This is a genomic window from Corynebacterium nasorum (genome assembly GCF_022347325.1).
GTDB classification, from domain to species: Bacteria; Actinomycetota; Actinomycetes; order Mycobacteriales; family Mycobacteriaceae; genus Corynebacterium; species Corynebacterium kefirresidentii.
On the sequence record NZ_JAKRDU010000003.1, the window covers coordinates 57,474 to 76,433 of the forward strand.

15 protein-coding genes, 3 tRNA genes and 1 pseudogene are annotated in these 18,960 nt (G+C 58.6%); 10 read left to right on the top strand and 9 right to left on the bottom strand.

Features of this window, described 5'->3' with window-relative positions; translation table 11 throughout:
- Window positions 1-30: 30 nt before the first annotated feature.
- Window positions 31-103: transfer RNA gene (locus MHK05_RS03910), tRNA-Lys, on the bottom strand.
- Window positions 104-273: 170 nt separating this feature from the next.
- On the opposite strand from MHK05_RS03910, the gene MHK05_RS03915 reads away from it, so the two are divergent.
- Window positions 274-1,545 (top strand): L,D-transpeptidase, encoded by a 1,272-nt coding sequence (locus tag MHK05_RS03915; protein WP_396335057.1) that lies wholly within the window; start codon window positions 274-276, stop codon window positions 1,543-1,545.
- A 29-nt stretch (window positions 1,546-1,574) separates the two neighbouring features.
- Complete coding sequence (locus MHK05_RS03920; protein ID WP_023020886.1) at window positions 1,575-2,531, top strand: MsnO8 family LLM class oxidoreductase; 957 nt, start codon at window positions 1,575-1,577, stop codon at window positions 2,529-2,531.
- A 28-nt stretch (window positions 2,532-2,559) separates the two neighbouring features.
- Here MHK05_RS03920 and MHK05_RS03925 read toward each other — a convergent pair.
- Together MHK05_RS03925 and orn are read right to left on the bottom strand one after the other, a co-directional pair.
- Window positions 2,560-2,635, bottom strand: a tRNA-His gene (locus MHK05_RS03925).
- 49 nt (window positions 2,636-2,684) lie between these two features.
- Window positions 2,685-3,332, bottom strand: a complete 648-nt coding sequence (gene orn / locus MHK05_RS03930) for an oligoribonuclease (RefSeq protein ID WP_023020887.1) — start codon at window positions 3,330-3,332, stop codon at window positions 2,685-2,687.
- Window positions 3,333-3,543: 211 nt separating this feature from the next.
- Between orn and MHK05_RS03935 the strand changes: the two genes are divergently transcribed.
- Window positions 3,544-5,085: an alanine/glycine:cation symporter family protein gene (locus MHK05_RS03935; protein ID WP_023020888.1), complete on the top strand. Its 1,542-nt coding sequence runs from the start codon at window positions 3,544-3,546 to the stop codon at window positions 5,083-5,085.
- On the opposite strand, the gene cmrA is transcribed toward MHK05_RS03935, so the two are convergent.
- The 3 genes from cmrA to MHK05_RS03950 form a co-directional block, all read right to left on the bottom strand.
- A complete protein-coding gene (gene cmrA / locus MHK05_RS03940; protein WP_239204943.1) occupies window positions 5,082-5,882 on the bottom strand; it encodes a mycolate reductase in 801 nt (266 codons plus the stop codon). The genes MHK05_RS03935 and cmrA overlap by 4 nt on opposite strands.
- A 94-nt stretch (window positions 5,883-5,976) precedes the next feature.
- Window positions 5,977-6,050, bottom strand: a tRNA-Arg gene (locus MHK05_RS03945).
- A gap of 39 nt (window positions 6,051-6,089) precedes the next feature.
- On the bottom strand, window positions 6,090-7,007 hold the full coding sequence (locus MHK05_RS03950; RefSeq protein WP_239204945.1) for a LysR family transcriptional regulator: 918 nt from the start codon (window positions 7,005-7,007) through the stop codon (window positions 6,090-6,092).
- Window positions 7,008-7,073: 66 nt separating this feature from the next.
- Between MHK05_RS03950 and MHK05_RS03955 the strand changes: the two genes are divergently transcribed.
- From MHK05_RS03955 to ald, 6 genes are all read left to right on the top strand, one after another.
- Window positions 7,074-9,125, top strand: coding sequence for a bifunctional copper resistance protein CopD/cytochrome c oxidase assembly protein (locus tag MHK05_RS03955; RefSeq protein ID WP_239204947.1), 2,052 nt, complete (start codon window positions 7,074-7,076; stop codon window positions 9,123-9,125).
- Window positions 9,126-9,308: 183 nt separating this feature from the next.
- Complete coding sequence (locus MHK05_RS03960) at window positions 9,309-9,950, top strand: single-stranded DNA-binding protein (RefSeq protein WP_239204949.1); 642 nt, start codon at window positions 9,309-9,311, stop codon at window positions 9,948-9,950.
- A 119-nt stretch (window positions 9,951-10,069) separates the two neighbouring features.
- Complete coding sequence (ettA, locus tag MHK05_RS03965; protein WP_023020893.1) at window positions 10,070-11,740, top strand: energy-dependent translational throttle protein EttA; 1,671 nt, start codon at window positions 10,070-10,072, stop codon at window positions 11,738-11,740.
- Window positions 11,741-11,765: 25 nt separating this feature from the next.
- Window positions 11,766-12,182 carry an acyl-CoA thioesterase gene (locus MHK05_RS03970; protein WP_034660154.1) on the top strand — a complete coding sequence of 139 codons (417 nt, stop codon included), beginning with the start codon at window positions 11,766-11,768 and terminating at the stop codon, window positions 12,180-12,182.
- 42 nt (window positions 12,183-12,224) lie between these two features.
- Window positions 12,225-12,863 carry a DUF8185 domain-containing protein gene (locus MHK05_RS03975; RefSeq protein ID WP_239204951.1) on the top strand — a complete coding sequence of 213 codons (639 nt, stop codon included), beginning with the start codon at window positions 12,225-12,227 and terminating at the stop codon, window positions 12,861-12,863.
- Window positions 12,864-13,151: 288 nt separating this feature from the next.
- Window positions 13,152-14,243 carry an alanine dehydrogenase gene (gene ald, locus MHK05_RS03980; protein WP_023020896.1) on the top strand — a complete coding sequence of 364 codons (1,092 nt, stop codon included), beginning with the start codon at window positions 13,152-13,154 and terminating at the stop codon, window positions 14,241-14,243.
- 101 nt (window positions 14,244-14,344) lie between these two features.
- Here the strand turns inward: ald and MHK05_RS03985 are convergent, their stop codons facing one another.
- Together MHK05_RS03985 and MHK05_RS03990 are read right to left on the bottom strand one after the other, a co-directional pair.
- A complete protein-coding gene (locus MHK05_RS03985) occupies window positions 14,345-14,728 on the bottom strand; it encodes a globin (RefSeq protein ID WP_023020897.1) in 384 nt (127 codons plus the stop codon).
- Window positions 14,729-15,739, bottom strand: a complete 1,011-nt coding sequence (locus MHK05_RS03990; RefSeq protein ID WP_200288713.1) for a mechanosensitive ion channel family protein — start codon at window positions 15,737-15,739, stop codon at window positions 14,729-14,731. It abuts the gene before it with no gap.
- A gap of 144 nt (window positions 15,740-15,883) precedes the next feature.
- On the opposite strand from MHK05_RS03990, the gene MHK05_RS03995 reads away from it, so the two are divergent.
- The gene (locus MHK05_RS03995; RefSeq protein ID WP_200288714.1) at window positions 15,884-17,041 is read left to right on the top strand and encodes a cystathionine gamma-synthase; all 1,158 of its coding nucleotides are present in this window, start codon (window positions 15,884-15,886) and stop codon (window positions 17,039-17,041) included.
- Between the two features lie 51 nt (window positions 17,042-17,092).
- Here MHK05_RS03995 and MHK05_RS04000 read toward each other — a convergent pair.
- Window positions 17,093-18,960 (bottom strand): annotated as a pseudogene (locus MHK05_RS04000) (FAD/NAD(P)-binding protein).

Consider the following 18,960-nt stretch of genomic DNA (forward strand, 5'->3'; position numbering starts at 1 on the left):
TCTAAGAACAACGCCTCGAGATTCGTATTGTGCGCCATCAGGGAATCGAACCCCGAACCCACTGATTAAGAGTCAGTTGCTCTGCCAATTGAGCTAATGGCGCATTGTTGACTTCCTGCCGTGTGGCTCTCTGTGCAACGAGTAGATACTCTAGCAGCCATTCTTTAAAAGTGTAAAATCGCCTGGTCAAAGCGGTTTTTGAAGGGTGTATAACAAATTGGTTAATGCCTGAAGTGGCTTCTGGTAATTGGCGGAGGGAGACGCTAATCTATGTTGGTCTTTGAAAGCAGCAATTACGTGTCTAAGGGCAACTCAGTGAAAAATTCCCTCCCTATCGCGCGCCGTCTCGTAGCGGCCGTGGGCGTTGCGTGCATTTCCCTAGCCGCCGCCTCCTGCTCCTCTGATTCCTCAGCCGAGAATCAGGCTGCCGACCAAGAATCCACCGCCGCCGCACATGCGGATGGAGACAAGGACGGCGGCAAAGAGTCCGACAAAAAGAAAGACGGCCTTGTAGCCTCCGTAAAGGACGGGGCGACGGATGTAGATCCGTCCAAGCCAGTCACCGTGGAGACCACGGGCAAGCTCAAGAGCGTCACCATGACCAATGAAATGGGCGTGGAAGTTAAAGAAAAGCTCTCTAAAGACGCCAAGACGTGGTCTACTGCGGAGGACTTGGGCTATAACCACACTTATTCCATCGTGGCCTCCGATGTAGATGGCAACAAGAAGAGCCTCAGTTTTTCCACCCCGCAAGCAGCGGGTGTTGCCGAAGTCTCGCTTTCCCCTATCCCGGATTCTGAAGTCGGCGTCGGTCAGGTTATTGGGGTGAATTTCGGTGTGCCAATTACGGACCGGAAGGCGGCTGAAAAGACCATTACTGTGAGCACTAACCCCAAGGTGGAAGGCGCTTTCCACTGGGTCAATAACCAGGAGGTGCGCTGGCGTCCGAAGGATTACTGGGAGCCGGGCACTAAGGTTGAAGTAAAGGTGGACCAGTATGGCAAGGACCTAGGTGGGGGAATCTATGGCGGTGAAAACGCCAAGACGAATTTCACCATCGGTGACCGCACGGTGGCCATTATTGATAACGCCACCAAGACGATGAAGGTCTTTAAGAATAAGAAGTTCTTGCGTGCCATCCCGGTCTCGCTTGGCCGCGATTATCAGTACGATACGCCCAATGGCCGCTACGTTATCGGCGATGAGCACCCGCAGCTAGTCATGGACTCGGAGACCTTTGGCCTAGCCCATGACGCGGGCGGCTACCGCACGACCGTGGACTGGGCTACGCAAATGTCTTATTCCGGCATCTATGTCCACTCCGCTCCGTGGTCCGTGTGGGCGCAGGGCAATACCAATACGTCCCACGGTTGCGTCAACGTGACGCCGGAGGCTGCGCAGTGGTTCCAGGAGACGATGAAGCGTGGCGACGTGGTGCGGGTATTCAACACCTACGGCGAGACGCTTAATGCGTTGGACGGTCTCGGTGACTGGAATATGTCCTGGGACGAGTGGTCTAAAGGTAACACGGACGCTAATCAGTAGCGGCTAGGGGCCGCGCAAGGCACAAGCGCATGGCTACAGTGGTGGCCATGCGCTTTTCTGTTTTGGACCGCGGGGCAGCCGGCCCACTGGATCAGGTGGCCGAACACGCCCGGCACGTAGAGAAGTTAGGGTTTCAGCGCTTTCTAGTGGCCGAACATCACGGTGTGCCGGGAATACCAGCGGGGCAGCCGGGGATGCTCGCGGCGCACGTTGCGGCACAGACGCAGCGCATTCGGGTGGGCACGGCCGGCATTATGTTGCTCAATCACCCGCCGTTTCTGGTGGCCGAGCAGATTAATCTCCTCGAGGCGCTGTATCCCGGGCGCATTGATATAGGGATTGGCTCCTCCGTCGGGTTTACCTCGCCGGTGCGAAAGGCGCTGCGCCAGGGGGAACCGGCCGAGGTGAAGCAGCGCTTCAAGGCGGAGCTAGCCACGCTCTTGCGCTACCTGCGCGGCGAAGAGGCGGTGACGGTCAGGCCTGAGTATAGGGGCACCCCGCTCTATGTTTTGGCGGGCTTTCGCTCGGCAATGGTGGCGGCAAAGTTGGGACTTGGTGTCATTCTGGGCGGTCCTGTAGCCACGCAGGAGGCCGCTGCGCGAGTGTATCGCGAACATGCGCTTGCCGACGCCCCGCCTATTATCTCTTCGCTCAATATCGCCGTTGCCGAGACGTCCGCGGCCGCCCGTGATCTCTTGTTGCCGGAAGCCTATGCGAAGGTGCGAGCGCAATCGACCGGCGAGTTCGCGACCTTGCGGCCGGCGGGCGAGCTGGACATGGATGCCCTCACGGGGCAGCAGCGCCGGCGCATAGAGGAGGCGTTGGCCCATGACGTTTGGGGAACGGTGGAGGAAGTGAGGGAGGAACTAAGGGGCGTCGGCAAGCGGCTAGGCGTTAGTGAGTTTGTGGTCACCGGAGATATGCCAGATATTGCCGGCCGGGCTCGTTCGGAGGAGCTGCTGGCGAGCATGCAGGTAGAAAACTGAAAAAGCCCGAGCGCAAGGCTCGGGCACTTGGGGTGGCTGACGGGACTCGAACCCGCGACACCCAGGATCACAACCTGGTGCTCTACCAGCTGAACTACAGCCACCATCGCTGCTTTAAAGCAACGAGGTATAGGTTAACTCACGCCGCCTAAATTACAAAAACGCCTGGTAATCTGCGGTGGTTTCCGCCTTTATCTGTTCCGCCTCGGGGGAGGTAGGGCCCTCATCGGTGCGGAAGACGCTGCGGCGGTAGAAGTCTAGCTCGCGGATGGATTCGATGATGTCCTGCAGTGCGCGGTGGACCATGCCTTTATCGGGCTGGTTGAAATAGGCGCGCGGGTGCCAGCGGCGGGCAAGCTCCTTGATGGTGGACACGTCGATCATGCGGTAGTGCAGGGCACTATCGAGCCGGGGCATATAGGTGCGGATGAAGGTGCGATCAGTGGCGATGGAATTGCCGGCCAGGGGAGCGGGGTGCTCCGGATCGCAGTACTCGTTGATGAGCGCAAGTACGGCATCTTCGGCCTCGCCGATGGAGGTGGTGGACTCGCGGATTTCTTTATCCAACCCGGAATTGGCATGCATCTCGGTGACGAAGGAATCCATCTGTGCCAGCTCCTCCTCGGTGGCGTGGACGACCAGATCGATGCCCTCTCCCAGGATGTTGAGATTGCCATCGGTGATGACGGCGGCGACCTCGACGATGACATGGCGCTCGGGGTCCAGGCCGGTCATTTCCAAATCGATCCAAACGAGGCGGTCGTGCTTTGCGGCAATGTCGGAATGTGGCATGCGGCCCATTCTACTCCCGCCTCCTTTTACCCCTAGATGGGGTACGGGCGGGGTTGTTCTGGAGGGGTGATTGCCACTGGGTAGGGCGGCTTTCCCGCGAGTGTGTTTCTGTTCTGCATAAAAATAATTGGTGATTTGCCTCATATCGTAGTGTGAGTTAGGGCATACTCTGGGGTATCGCTCTTCATTCGGGAGGTGCGACAGACTTAGGAGAGACCAGATGGCAAACTTCCTCGATGCCCTCAATACCGTAATTTGGTCCCCTGTCTTGGTGTTTTTATGCCTCGGCGCGGGTATTTATTTCACCGTGGTGACACGCGGTTTGCAGGTGCGCTGCATTCCGGACATGCTCAAACAGATCGTGAACGGAGAAAAATCCGCAGACGGCGTTTCTTCCTTCCAATCCTTGATGGTCTCGCTATCTGGCCGCGTGGGTGTGGGTAATATCGCCGGCGTGTCCACGGCCATTGCCTTCGGTGGACCTGGTGCCGTGTTCTGGATGTGGGCAGTGGCGCTTTTGGGCTCGTCCACCTCGTTCATCGAATGTACGTTGGCCCAGATCTACAAGGAAAAGGACCAGGACACCGGCGAATACCGCGGAGGGCCTGCGTACTACATCGAGAAGGCCTACAAGCACACTAAAGCTGCGCCCTTCATGGTGGTCTACGGAATCGTCTTTGCCGTCGCCATGATCCTGGCAACCAGCTACTTCCTTCCCGCAATTCAGGCCAACGCGGTAGCTGCCGCGGCCGATACCGCGTGGGGCGTGAACTCTACCTGGGCGGCCGTTGTCCTGGCGGGCATTTTGGCCATCATCATTATCGGTGGCGTGAAGCGTATTGCGAACTTCGCCACCATCGTCGTGCCCTTTATGGCGGTTATCTACATTGTGATTTCTGTGGTGGTCATGTGCATGAACTTCTCGCAGATTCCAGAGGTCTTCGGGCTTATCTTCAAATCTGCTTTCAATATGGAAGCCGGCTTCTCCGGCATGCTCGGCGCGGCCATCATGTGGGGTGTAAAGCGCGGCATCTACTCCAATGAGGCCGGTCAAGGCACCGGTCCGCAGTCCGCTGCAGCCGCTGAGGTTTCCCACCCAGCTAAGCAGGGCTTCGTGCAGTCCTTTGCGGTCTACGTCGATACGCTCTTTGTCTGTTCGGCTACCGCGTTCATGATCATTTCTACAGATATGTACACCGTCTTCCGCGGTAGCTCCGAGGATGGTGAAGTGGTCTACCACGGTTCGCTGCCAGAAGGCGTTGAGGTGGGGCCTGGCTATGTGCAGTCCGGTCTCGATAGCGTCTTTGCAGGATGGGGACCCACCTTCATCGCGGTCTCCATTGCCTTTTTCGCCTTTACGACGGTCCTAGCGTACTACTACATGTCCGAGGTTAACCTGACCTATTTCAACCGGTGGGTACGCTCCCGCGCTGCTCGCCGTGGCCTGATTTGGGTGCTGCGCGCGTTGATTATTGTCTCCGTCATCGTCGGTGCTACCACCAGCCCGGGGGCGGCGTGGGCGCTCGGTGATATCGGCGTTGGCACGACGGCATGGCTTAATATCATTGCCATCCTCTTCCTCCAGGTTCCTGCCATCAAGGCACTCAAAGACTATGAGAAGCAGAAGAAGGCTGGCAAGGATCCGCAGTTCGACCCCGAGGCCTTGGGAATCAGGAATGCAGACTTCTGGGTAGAGCGCAAACGAGCACGCGGCGAGGACAGCGTGCTCAAAAACAAGGATCTAGAAGACGCCGGGGCTTAGCCCATCTTGGCGTAGAAGCTGCCCACCAGCGGTGCAATTACCGGGGTGGGCAGCACTTGGCTGAGGGTATTCATAGCCTTCGACAAGGGCCCTGGCACCACGCGGCGCTGGTTGCGGCGCATCGCTGCAATTGTTTCTTGGGAACAAGACTCATAGGTGGTCCACAAGAAATCCGGAACTACCTTGTCCACGATTGATTGGTCTTCTTCGGCGATAGTGGCCTCGCGCACTGGGCCGGGGGCGAGCAGGGTGCAAGATACGCCGGAGCCCTTTAGCTCGTAGTGTAGGGCCTCTGTAAACGCATTAACGCCGGCCTTGGTGAAGACATAAGTGGCGTTATTGGGAATGGGGATATTGCCCGCGGCAGAGCCGACATTGCAAATGGCGCCGCTGCGGCGCGGCAGCATGTGTTCCAAGGCGGCCCGCGTGAGGTGATGGACAGCAGTGCCATTGAGCTCAAACTGGGTGGTCTCGTAGGACCAGTCCTGGTCCATGAAGGGGCCGAAGCTGGCGATGCCGGCGGAATTAACCAGGATCGACACCTCGTGGGTGGCGATGGTGTCGGTTACGCGGGCGACGTCGTCAGCCACGGCGAGATCCGCCGGTAGGGCGATGGCGTCAATATTGTGGCTCTGCTCGAGCTCCGCAGCAATGGACTCCAGTAACTCGCGGCGGCGGGCCACGAGGATGACGTTATAACCCAGGGCAGCGAAATCCTGTGCCATGGCTTTGCCAATGCCTTGGCTGGCTCCCGTGACGAGGGCATAGGAGGTGCGGGAGGGGGCGGGAAGCGACATGGTTAATCCTTTCCGGGATGGGGCATGGTGAGACCTAGCGTAAACAAAAAGCCTTGAAGCGGCGAGAAACTCGGCGCCTCAAGGCTTCGCGCGGTGCCCCCAGCAGGATTCGAACCCGCGACACATGGGGTAGAAACCCACTGCTCTAATCCACTGAGCTATGGGGGCTTATGACCCACTCATAGTAGCCCACGACGGCGGGGAAACCTAAGCCAGGGTGCGCTGCGGGGCGCGCAGGATGTCTACCAAGTCTTGGGCGGCAGCGGTCAGCTCGCGATCCGTGCGGTAGGCCACGATGGCGTAGTAGTGCGGCAGCTCATCGGAAATTGGGCGGTTGATAATGCCCTGTGGCTGCACAGCAGGTGCGCAATTGGGCACGATACTTACGCCTAGGCCGCTGGAGACCATGGGAATGGCGCTATTGAGGCTGGCTACCTCCTGGATCCTTTCTGGCTTGAGGCCAGGGCGGCTATTCCACAGGTCGCTATAGAATTCTGCTAGCTCAGGAAGCTCGCGGCTGCGCGGCGGAATGAGCCAGGCTTCGCCGCGCAGGTCCGCGAGCGAGACGGGAGACTCAAGCCCTGCAAGGCGTTGGGGTAGGGCGACGGAGTAATCAAACGTGGCCACCTGGTGGATGGTGAGCTCGTGGGCGTAGCGGCGGAGGAAGGCTTTCGGGTCGGATGTCGGCAAAAGCGCTAGGTCTACCTGGCCATCCAGCAGGCGTTTGATGGCGGTGGCCGGCGCGGCGTCGTCCAGCGAGATAGTGGCAGTGGGGTAAATCCGCTTCAGTTCGGCCAGGGCGGAAGGGGTAAATTCCCAGTTCAAAATGGGGGCGGAGGCGAGGGAAACGGTGCTGGCCTTGTCGCCGGTGATTTCGCTGATATGGCGCTGGGTTTCGTTCAGTAAAGCGTCAACCTTGACGGCCGTTTCATAGACATAATCGCCGGCCTCCGTGGTGGAGACGCCGGAGCGCCCGCGCGAAAGGAGCTGGGCATTAAGTTCCTTTTCTAGCTTTCGTATGGAAAGGCTCAGGGACGGCTGGGTCATGTCGAGGGACTCGGCAGCGTGCGTGAAAGAGCCATTGTCTACAACGGCGCGAAAATAAAGAAGTTGACGGGTGTCCATAAGCTCCATCATGGCACATGTAAAGACAAAATGTGTGTTAGGTGGGGAACTAGGTTGCGCTATACAATGCGCACTATGGCAAATGAGCAGGTTAACAGTGTAAATAAAGCGGGGAAGAAACCTCGTTCTTCCTGGGGAATTTATGTCGCAGCGATGCTTATTGCCGGCTTGATCGCTGGTTTCATTTCCCTGTTTCTCCTCGCTGATTCCCTAGCGGCCCTGGGAATTCCGGACCCCGGCCGCATTACCACCTTTGGCCTGCCGCTCTTTCGCGGCTTGGCTTGGATACTCATGGCTTTGTCCATCGGCTCGTTCCTCGCCTCGTCGTTCCTCATTGCTCCGCGTGGAGACAACGCTGCGCTTATCGACGCCCCCTTGTCCGTCGACGGCCACATCGCCGCGCGCACAGGTACCTGGGCTTCCTTTGGTGTGGCGGCCGTGGGGCTAGTGGAAATTCCGCTCATTATGTCCGATCTCACCGGAGCGCCATTTTTTCAGGTATTTGAACCTTCCACTATGAAGATGGCGTTGACGGAAATTTCTACCACCATTGTGTGGGGAATCTCCGTACTCATCGCCCTTGTCGTGGGCGTTCTTGGCCTGTGCGGTCGCGGCTGGTCGATGCAGCCGGTGCTGCTTTTCTTGTCCATCTTGCAGGTTGTGCCCATCGGCATGGAAGGCCATTCCGCGGCTGGTGGTGACCACGACTATGGCACCAATTCGCTCCTGTGGCACTTGGTCTTTGTCATGCTGTGGGTAGGCGGGCTCATGGCGCTAATCGCCCATGGTCGGCGCCTTGGCCCCAATCTCGCCTTTGCGGTAAAGCGTTACTCCGGCATTGCCTTCATGGCCATTGTGGTGCTGGCAGTATCGGGCTTGATCAACACCCTCATCCGCATGAATATCTCCGATTTGGTGGATTCTGCCTACGGCATCATCTTGATCACTAAGTTCGTACTCACGATTTTGCTGGGAATCTTCGGCCTTGCTCACCGCGAGCTCACCATCCCGCAGCTGGGCAAGGATCCGCGCCTTTTTATCCGTATCGCCATTGTGGAAGTAGCGGTTATGGCCGGCACCATTGGCGTGGCCATTACGCTGGGTCGCACCGTGCCCCCAGCGCCGCGCGATCCGAACCTCAACTCGATGCAGATTTTGATGGGCTATGAGCTCTTTGAAAAGCCCACGGTGCTCAATGTGTGGACCATGTTCCGCTTTGACATCATGTTCGGCACCATTGGCCTGCTCTTGGCCGCGGCGTATGGCTACTGCGTCTACCGCGTGCATAAGCGTGGCCTGACGTGGAATAAGGGACGTACTGCATGGTTTATGAGCGGCGCGTTGGGTATGACCCTCGTGATGTCTACCGGCCTGGGACTTTATATGCCAGCGATGTACTCGATGCACATGTTGGTACATATGATTTTGTCGATGGCGGTACCGCTTCTGCTCGTCCTTGGTGCACCACTGACCCTGCTTATGGAGGCCTTTGAGCCTGGGCCAAAGGGTCAGCCGAGCCTGCATGACTATGCGCTGGCGGCCACCCAATCTAAGGTCGTCGCGTTTATTACCAATCCGTTTGTCAATCTCGTGCAGTACCTATTTTTCCTGTACGTGTTGTATTTGTTCCCGAGCCTGTATCAATTTGCCATCTCGGAACACGCAGGCCACCTCATTATGAACTTTGCGTTCATCGTTTCTGGCTGCTTCTACTTTTGGGAAATCATCGGGCCGGACCCGCTTCCCAATCGTCGATCTACCCCATTCCGCTTGGCCGTGCTATTCCTTTCCATGCCGTTCCACCTTTTTGCTGGTGTATATCTCATGCAGCTGCAAAGCGTGCTGGGTGCCGACTTCTATCAGTATTTGGACCTGCCGTGGGATCAGGATCTGCTCCAAGATCAGCGCGTGGGCGGCGGCATTGCGTGGGGCTTTGGCCAGTTCCCGCTGGTCATCGTCTTTGGCAAGCTCTTCCTGGATTGGCTGAGCGATGACCGGGCTACTGCCCGCCGCCATGACATGCAGGCGGATGCGGATGAGGATGCCGAATTGGAACGCTATAACGCGATGCTGCAGGATATGGGACACGGCGATGAATCGAGCTTCCGCGGGCGCTAGCCTGTGGATAACCGTCTAAAAATCCTCCCAAAAATCAATCTTTGTTGACGGTTCCAACAAGTTATTCACAGGGTTGGGGTTGCCGGCATGGTGCGGCTTGCGCGCCGGTATCAGGATGTGGAAACGAGCGAGGAAAACCAAACTCGCTTTCCCAACTATCCCAGCAAAGGATTTTCTAGCACCATGTCCCAATACCCAATTACCTTGACCGGTCGCCTCACCCGCGATCCAATCCTGACCAAAACCTCTACTGGCGCCTATAAAGCCAAGCTGCGCGTCGCGTCCTCTCGCCGGATTCCGGACCGCCAAGCCGATGCCGGTGTGGACAATATGGAAGGGCCAAACGCCAAGGCCCCGCAGTGGCGCGACGTGGACCACCTTTATATCGACGTCGAGATGTGGAATCAATTCGCCATCAACGTGCGCAAATCCCTGGCAAAAGGCATGCCTCTCGTCATTGTGGGTTCCCTCGTTACCGAACAATGGCGTGATGACCAGGGTGCCGATCATTTCCGCACGTATATTAAGGCGCAGTACGTGGGCCTGGACTTGAACCGTCACGTTATCGGTACAAAGCGCCTCGTCCCGCAGTACAACCAGGAAAATATCGCGGTCCCAGAGCTGGGGGACAATGCTATCGAACCAGACGTGGACCACAGCCTGCCGTCGCAGCAGGCGGGGCAGGGAGACACCGCTGCCGATACCGCAGCGGACCGCTACCTTGCCGAACGAGCCGCAGCTGCACGCGGTGGGGAAGAAGATGCCTTCGACGCCGAAGTGGAAGAGGAGGCTGCCGAGGCAGAATCCGCCCCAGTGAACGCTTAAGCGTTTCCTCCCCGGCTTGATCGCCTCGGGCGTACCTGACCCGAGGCACTCGAGCGGTGGTTCTGATGTAGTGTTTGTGTAGATAAATACGTCTCCCAAATTTTTGCAAAGGGGTAAAAGTGGGCGAATTCATCTACACGATGAAAAACGTGCGCAAGGCAATTGGCGATAAGGTCATCCTCGACGATGTAACAATGGCGTTCTACCCAGGTGCCAAGATTGGCGTGGTCGGCCCCAATGGTGCCGGTAAGTCCTCCATTTTGAAGATCATGGCCGGCTTGGACCAGCCTTCCAATGGCGAGGCCTTCCTAGATCCGGGCGCCACCGTGGGTATCCTGCAGCAGGAGCCGCCGCTCAACGACGAGAAGACCGTGCGCGGCAACGTCGAAGAGGGCTTGGGCGAAATCTTTGAAAAGAAGCAGCGCTTCGAGCAGATCGCCGAAGAAATGGCCACCAACTACAGCGATGAGCTCATGGAAGAAATGGGCAAGCTGCAAGAAGAGCTCGATGCTGCTGATGCATGGGAGGTCGACTCCAAGATTGAGCAGGCAATGGAAGCTTTGCGCTGCCCGCCTTCCGATGCCCCGGTGACCAACCTTTCTGGTGGTGAGCGCCGTCGCGTAGCGCTGGCTAAGCTCCTGCTTACCGAGCCGGACTTGTTGTTGCTCGATGAGCCTACGAACCACTTGGACGCCGAGTCTGTGCAGTGGCTGGAAAAGCACTTGGCTGATTATCCGGGCGCTGTCTTGGCCGTGACCCACGACCGCTACTTCCTCGACCACGTCGCGGGCTGGATTTGTGAGGTTGACCGCGGCAAGCTCTACCCATACGAGGGTAACTACTCCACCTACCTGGATAAGAAGCAGGAGCGTCTGGAGGTTGCCGGCAAGAAGGACGCGAAGCTGCGCAAGCGCTTGAAGGACGAGCTGGAGTGGGTACGCTCCGGTGCGAAGGCTCGCCAGGCCAAGAACAAGGCCCGTCTGGAGCGCTACGAGGAGATGGCTGCAGAAGCCGAGAAGTACAAGAAGCTCGACTTCGAAGAGATCCAGATTCCTACCCCGCCGCGCTTGGGTAATAAGGTCGTGGAGGTCAAGGACCTGCAGAAGGGCTTTGATGGCCGCACCTTGATTAAGGACCTCTCTTTCACCCTGCCGCGCAATGGCATCGTGGGCGTTATCGGCCCGAACGGCGTGGGTAAGACCACCCTGTTTAAGACCATCGTTGGCCTGGAGCAGCCGGACGCCGGTTCCGTCGAGGTGGGCGATACCGTCAAGCTGTCTTACGTGGATCAGAACCGTGAGAATATCGACCCCGAGGCAACTGTCTGGGAGGTCGTCTCCGGCGGCCTGGATTATATTCACGTGGGCCAAAACGAGATGCCTTCGCGTGCCTACCTATCCGCTTTCGGTTTCAAGGGCCCGGATCAGCAAAAGCCGTCCAAGGTGCTCTCCGGTGGTGAGCGCAACCGTTTGAACTTGGCGCTGACCCTGAAAGAGGGCGGTAACCTGATCCTCCTTGACGAGCCGACCAACGACTTGGATGTGGAAACCCTCGGCTCGCTGGAAAACGCGCTCGAGAAGTTCCCGGGCTGTGCCGTGGTCATTTCCCACGACCGCTGGTTCTTGGACCGCACCTGTACCCACATCTTGGCCTGGGAAGGCAATGTGGAAGAAGGTCAGTGGTTCTGGTTTGAGGGTAACTTCGGCGATTATGAGAAGAATAAGGTCGACCGCCTTGGTGAAGAGGCAGCCCGTCCTTCTCGCGTGACCCACCGCAAGCTGACCCGCTAAGTAGCTGAAGCCTTTACTGAGGAGAATGATGGCAACCCCAAGTGTGCACACGTATCGTATTCAAACCCGCTGGTCGGATTTTGATATGTACGGCCACATGATGAATGCAAACTACATCGAGCTCGCCCAGGAAGCGCGCTTGGCCTTTGCGAAGGAACATATCTATTCCAAAGGCCTTGACTTCATTGCGTTCGTTCGCCACCTCGATGTGGACTTCCTTCGCCCGATGGAGTTTAAGGACACCACTACGGTGGAGGTAGAAACTACCATTTCGCAGATTGGTACCACCTCGTTTACCACCACCCAGCAGGTCAAGGATGACCAGGGCGAGGTCGCGGCAACCGTGGAGTGCGTGCAGGTAGTCATTGATCGTCAGCAGCAGACTCCTCGTCCGCTGACGGAACAGGAAAAGGATATTCTGCAAAATACCGCGGCCAATTAACCGCGGAACGGAGCGAAGATGAGAAAGGCAGGGCCCGAAGGCATGGTCACCGAAACTCTAGAAATTGGAAGCGGTGGACCTGGCCTTCTGGCCCTTGTCACGCGCGCGGTTGGCTTGGATTCGGGTGCTTCGGTGCGGCTACGCCAGCTGACTGACGACGTCGTCGATGTCTTTGTCACCACACCTTTCGAGGTGGTTGCCTCCCGCCGCGTGCAGGGCGTCGTTTCCCGCGATGGGGCAGTGGTTTCTGCGGCTACCCTGGCCGAGCAGCTCAAGGAGCACGAATCGAGCGGAACGCTAGATTTGGGACCTGCCCGCGATGCGTCCTGGCCGGGAGCGCTTCCGCCGGCCACTGGCTACAGTGTGGTCGATACCTTGCCAGTTACCGTGGTGCGCGAGCTCTCCGATAAGGGCCAACAGCTGACCCGGCAATTTTCTGGCCCCATGGGCCCGCCATCCAGCTTGCTGAATCAGACCGTTGTCACGGTCGAGGGGGAAGGTGCCACGGTGGAAATCCCCATGCGCATGATTTTTGCCTGCACCAATTTGGGTTTGATCCCGGGCTTTTCCGCGCCGATGGATGTGCCGCGGCACCTGCGAGTGGCTCAGCTAGGCAGGTGGGTGCGCCTCGACGCCCCCTTTGGCAGCATCTACCGTTCCACCCGCTTGTCGCTGTTCTAACTTCGCTCGCTCGCGAAAAACCGGCCTGCCACGTAGCGGTTCTGTTCAACAGAATCGGCGCGCACGCGCCCTGCTTTGGAGATTTTGTCCGAAAAGCGGTCCGTCTTAGGGGGAGGGGGACTCTGGCCAAGTGGGGTCAATACTCTTTTGAACTGCACATTTACAAGATGGCTTGCTGCGTTGCTACCCCGCTTTGTGAATTCATGAACATAGTGCCGCACGCAAACGTGTCCTGCGTTACCCTTACGTGGTCGATGTAATTTACTCCACCCGCAAGGAGATTGTGTAATGCGTATTGCCGTGCCTAAAGAAATCATGAATAACGAGAATCGCGTGGCTCTTACCCCGGGCGGCGCGCAGACCCTCGTTCACGACGGCCATGAGGTCCTCATTGAGACCGGTGCTGGTGAAGGCGCATCCTTCCCGGATTCCGAGTACGAGGCCGCCGGTGCCAGCATCGTTGGCACCGCGGAGGATACTTGGGCACAGGCGGAACTGCTGCTGAAGGTCAAGGAGCCGCTCGAGTCTGAGTACCAGTACCTGCGTCCGGACCTTACCGTCTTTACCTACCTGCACCTTGCCGCGGACCGCCCTTTGACTGAGGCGCTTGTTGACGCCAATACCACGGCCATTGCATATGAGACGGTTACTGACCGCCACGGTACCTTGCCACTTCTTACCCCGATGTCCCAGGTGGCAGGCCGCCTTGCCGCAATCGAGGGCACCCACCACCTGCTGTCCACGCAGGGCGGCCGCGGTCTGCTGGTTTCTGGTGTTCCAGGTACCCAGCCAGCACGCGTCGTCGTGATCGGCGGTGGCCAGGTTGGTGCGTCCGCCGTTGCCATGGCTCACGGTCTGCGTGCCGAGGTCACCGTACTGGACCTTGATCCGCACGTTTTGCAGCGCTTCGATGACCAGTACGCCGGCAGCGTGCGCACCTTGATTTCGGATCCGGCCACCATCGATAAGGAACTGCAGGAAGCTGACCTCGTCATTGGCGCGGTACTCATCCCAGGCGCCGCTGCACCAAAGCTGGTGCGTGAGGAGACCGTAAAGAAGATGAAGAAGGGTGCCGTCCTCGTGGACGTCGCCATCGACCAGGGTGGTTGCTTCGAGAACTCCAAGAAGACCTCCCACGATGACCCAACCTTCCAGGTCCATGACACCCTGTTCTACTGCGTGGCGAATATGCCAGGTGCGGTGGCCAATACCTCCACCCGTGCCTTGTCCTCCGCAACCCTGCCCTACATTCGCGCGGTGGCCAATGACAGCCTGGATGCCGCCATCAAGCGCTTCCCGGGCCTAGAGGGTGGCGTAATGACTCGTGGTGGCCGTTTGGTCTCCGAGCCTGTACGTAAGGCCTTTGACTGGGAAGACTAAGCATCAGGTCCCCATAGTGTGGGCTAGATAAACCACAAGCCCGGTTCCTCGCTAAATTGCGGGAGCCGGGCTTGTCTCTTGGGCGGGGCAAGACGGTGCGATTATGGTGCCTTGTTGATCATCATGGCGGCCACGCGCTGCATATGATCCCAGATCATCTCGCGGTAGGCCGGTGGGATGGTTTCCTCGTCGATTTCCGCGAGGGAGTTACCCATTAGCTCTAGCCACCGGTCATGCGCGGTTATATCGATGGGGTAGGGGGCGTGGCGCATGCGAAGGCGCGGATGGCCGCGGTTTTCAGAGAAGAGCTGCGGGCCACCCCAATACTGCGCCAAGAACCAAGTGAGGCGCTGCTCGGCGCCTTCCCAGTCATTATCGGGGTACATGGGACCGATGACATTGTCCTCTTTGACCTGGGAATAAAAGCCGTGGACGAGGCGCTCAAAGGTCTCCATGCCGCCAATAGCCTCATAAACAGAATCCATTTACTCTTCTTCTTCCTTGCGGGGATCGGGAATGCCGATGCCGTGCGGGTAGGGGGTAGTAATGCCTTTAGTGTGCATGACATTGAGCACGCGGGACTGCAGGAAACGCTGGACGTCCCACTGCTTGCCCGGCAGGGTCTTTGTAGACACGCGGAAGGAAACATAGTCCGGTTCGAAACCGGACATGCCATCCACACGGGGCGTGCTGAGGATGAGCTTGCGTACCTTATCGTCCTGCGCGGCTTCCTTCACTGCGTCCTCGATGACCTCGCCGGCGAGCTCTGGGTCATTAGAAAGGCCCACAGGAATCTGGATGCGGGCAACGGAGTACTCATCGGAGTGGTTAGCTACCTGGAGGATTTCGCCATTGCGCACGTACCACAGAGCACCGTCGATATCGCGGACCGTGGTGATGCGTAAGGAGATGGACTCGACATCGCCAAAGACGCCGTTGCCAAGGTCAACCACGTCGCCAATGCCGTATTGATCCTCAATGAGCATGAAGATGCCGGAAAGGAAATCCTTCACCAGTGCCTGGGCGCCAAAACCAAGGGCGACGCCAATAACACCGGCGGAGGCGATAAGCGGTGCCACGTTAACGTCTAGCTCATCCAAGATGGCAATAACGGCCCATACCCACACGAAGATAGCGGCGGCGGAACGGGCCACTCCGGCTAGCGTCTTAATGCGGGAGGCGCGCCGGGTTTCGCGGGTATGGCGCATGGCCTCTTCTTGCTGGGTCGGTTCGGGGCGGTTGGCTCGACCCTTGAATTTTCCGCGGAAACGCTGCTTATCCAGCCCGGAAGATTTGATGCTGTTTTCGGCCACCTTGTTGATAATGCGGTGGAGGAGCCAGTGGGCAATGACGGCCAGGATAAGGATAACGGCGATGCGAATCGGGCGCTCGATAAGCCAGCTTTGCACCTTCTCGTCATTCCAAAAACTAGAGACGGACTCGACGGCCGAGTCCTTGGTGGAAGCGGCTGAGGCTAAGAATTGCGTATTCATCATTCTTTCTTAGTCGTGGACAATGGGAACCGCGCCCATTGTAAAGGCCGAGCCTGAAAACGCGATGAGTGGTGGGTGGCTAGGTGGGTGAAAATAAATACCTATCTTTCCTTAGCAAGTGAACAGCTTGGTCTAGACTGTGTTGCTATGACAGAACGCAGCACGCAGAACCTCGCTCAAGGCTTTACGTCCCGTTCCATCCATGGCGGCTACCACCCAGACCCGCACATGGGCTCTATCAATGTGCCGATCTATGCGTCAACCACGTTTGCGCAAGATGGCTTAGCGCAGCTGCGCGGCGGGTTCGAATACGGACGCGTGGCAAACCCCACCGTGCGCTCGCTCGAACGCACTCTAGCGGCGCTAGAGGGCGCTGAGTATGCCCGCGTGTTCTCTTCCGGCATGGCCGCCGCCGATACGCTGATTCGGATCTTGGTGCGCCCAGGGGATCACGTCATTTTGGGTAATGATGCCTATGGTGGTTCCTACCGGCTACTGAATGATTTCACTGAGTGGGGCGTGGAGATGTCCATCGTTAATACCAGTGATACCGCCGCAGTAGCCGCGGCGGTCCAGGACAATACCAGGCTCATCTGGTTGGAAACGCCCACCAATCCGGCGTTGAATATCACCGATATCGCCGCGGTGGCCAAGATTAAGGGCAACGCGCAGGTCCTAGTGGACAATACTTTTGCTACGCCTTACCTGCAGAACCCATTGGAGCTCGGCGCGGACCATGTGTTGCACTCGACCACCAAGTACCTGGGTGGGCATTCCGATGTACTGGGCGGTGCGGTGGTTACTAATGATGCCCACGTGGACGAGCGCCTGCTCTACTTCCAAGGCAATGTGGGTGCGGTGAGCTCGCCTTTCGACGCCTACCTTACGGCTCGCGGAATCAAGACTCTTTCGGTGCGGATGGATCGCCACTGCGCCAATGCGCAAAAGGTGGCAGAGTTCCTGCAGGGCCGCCCCGAGGTAAAGCAGGTGCTGTACCCAGGGCTGAAAGATCACCCAGGGCATAAGTTGGCAGCACAGCAGATGCGCGGATTTGGCGGCATGATGTCCGTGCGCTTTCATAGCGCGGAGCATGCCAAGCAGATCTGCCTCAATACGCGGCTTATCTGTCTAGCGGAATCGCTGGGTGGGGTGGAATCGCTCATCGAGCACCCGAAGAATATGACGCACGTATCCGCGGAAGGATCCGAGCTGGTGCCGCCAGATGATATGGTGCGCATCTCAATCGGAATCGAAGATATCGATGACCTGCTCGCGGACTTGAAGCAGGCCCTCGACGCGCTATAGGCCGCGGGACCGGGGCCAGGACCGGGACCGAGCCCTTAGCGCGGTGGTGGCTTAGGAGCGCACCACGGCGAGGAGGGAACCGGCGGTTTTATCGGTTTCCTGCAACATGAGTGGGTCGGTTCCCGGCATCGGAGAAATAGTGGTATCTGGCCACTGGGAATAGGTGGGGATGCCCACAATGTGCAGGCGCGCATCCAGCTCGCCGTTCGGGTGAACGGTGCGGCGGGTCGTCCCATCGGTTTCCGGCGAACCGGTGGGTTGTCCGTGGTCGGGGAAGGGGCGAACGCGGCCGGAATCTACCAGGCAGCGGGTCATGGAATCGCCGGCGGTGCGGATATCGGGGCGGTGCATAAAGGCGTCGACAAGCGTGGGTGCAGAAGCCGAGCGTGGGCCGGAGGTTAGGGTGAAGTGATCTGCCTCGATGGCCAGGGTGGGGTGATCTCCTAGGAAGTGGGCCAAGCCGGCGTCAACAAGCGCGAGCAGCTGGCGCACGCGGAAGAGCGGCGGGCCGGAACCTATCATCTGGCCAAAGGACATTACTTGGGCATAGCGGCCGGTGCGGGACTCGCGGGTATAGCGGCCCTCCGCGCCAAGGATGGAGGCGGGCTTGCGCGATTGCGATAGCGACCATAGCGCGGCCTTGATGGGGGAGTCGTGGCCGGCGGAGGCCTCCCGGATATCGCTTTCCATGGACTGGGCAATATGCTCGGTGAGCTCATCTATGTCCCCGGTAAACCCGGCAATTTGGTACATGAGATCGTTCATGTCCCACGGCTCGGTAACCATGGGCGCAATAGCCGCGCCTAGCTCATCCGGGGCGGTGGCATCGATGACCTCGAGAATGTCTGCGCGCGGGCGCAGCAAGGAATCCGGGCGCACGCGCTCCAAAGTGGTGATATAGGCCTCGTAGCTATCGCGGGCGATAGCGGGCCAAACCTGGGCGTCAAAGTCGATGTTTTGGGTGCCGCTGAGCTCCGCAATGACATTCTTCAGACGGCGGCGTGGCATGGTAGGCGGCAGCTCACCGTATTCGGACTTGGGGTGGTAGGGATAGCCGCGGCCGGAGGAAATGATGAAGTTGGGCTCGTCGCCGCAGGGCTCATAGCGCAGGCCGGAACGTGTGGAAGAATCCACCACGAAGGTGCCGCCGCGCTCGATGGTGGTCAGCGCCATGATGTCATAAAAGCCCATGCCCAGCCCGCGTACCAGCACGTCTTCACCGCCGGGGATGGCGGCATAGTCCTGCTCCACTGGGTTATCGGGAGCGATCCAGTTCAGGCCCGAAGCCGCCAGCTGCTTTTCCTGCTCGTTGTACTCCGGAACCATCCAGCCATAGGCCAGCACGGTGGCATCGGCGCGCACCTCGGAGCCATCGGCCAAGCGGAGCACGTCTACGTGGCCATCTTCGCTGATGGTTTCCAATCGGCTGAAGTGGTTCACGGTGGAAATGCTCTTAGGCAGGCGAGCAATGACCACGTCATAGACCCACCGCAGGTACTCGCCATACAGCGCGCGCGAGGGGTTGGATTCGGGGCGGGTAGCGGCAAGTTCTTCGCGGTAGTCCTGCGCAATATGTGCGGCCGGAGGATACTTCTCAAAAAGCTCGCGCTTGGCGGCGGAGACATTGTCGCCATCGCCGCGCAGCAGCTGAATCCACTCGTATTGGATGGGGCCCTCGAGCACGGGGGCGTCCACAGTGGAGCCGGGCTCGGTAAAAGGGTGACAGCGCCGGCGCGAGTATTCATGCACAGGGTCTTGGTTTGGTCCGTTTCCCAGATGCGGCCGGCACCATGTTGGGCATCATCGATGAGGTGGACGGTTATGGGGTCGCTGGAATCGTCCATGCGGGCGGAGAGGCGTTCCAAGATGGAAATGCCGCGTGGGCCCATGCCGACGATTGCGATTGCTGGAGTAGACAT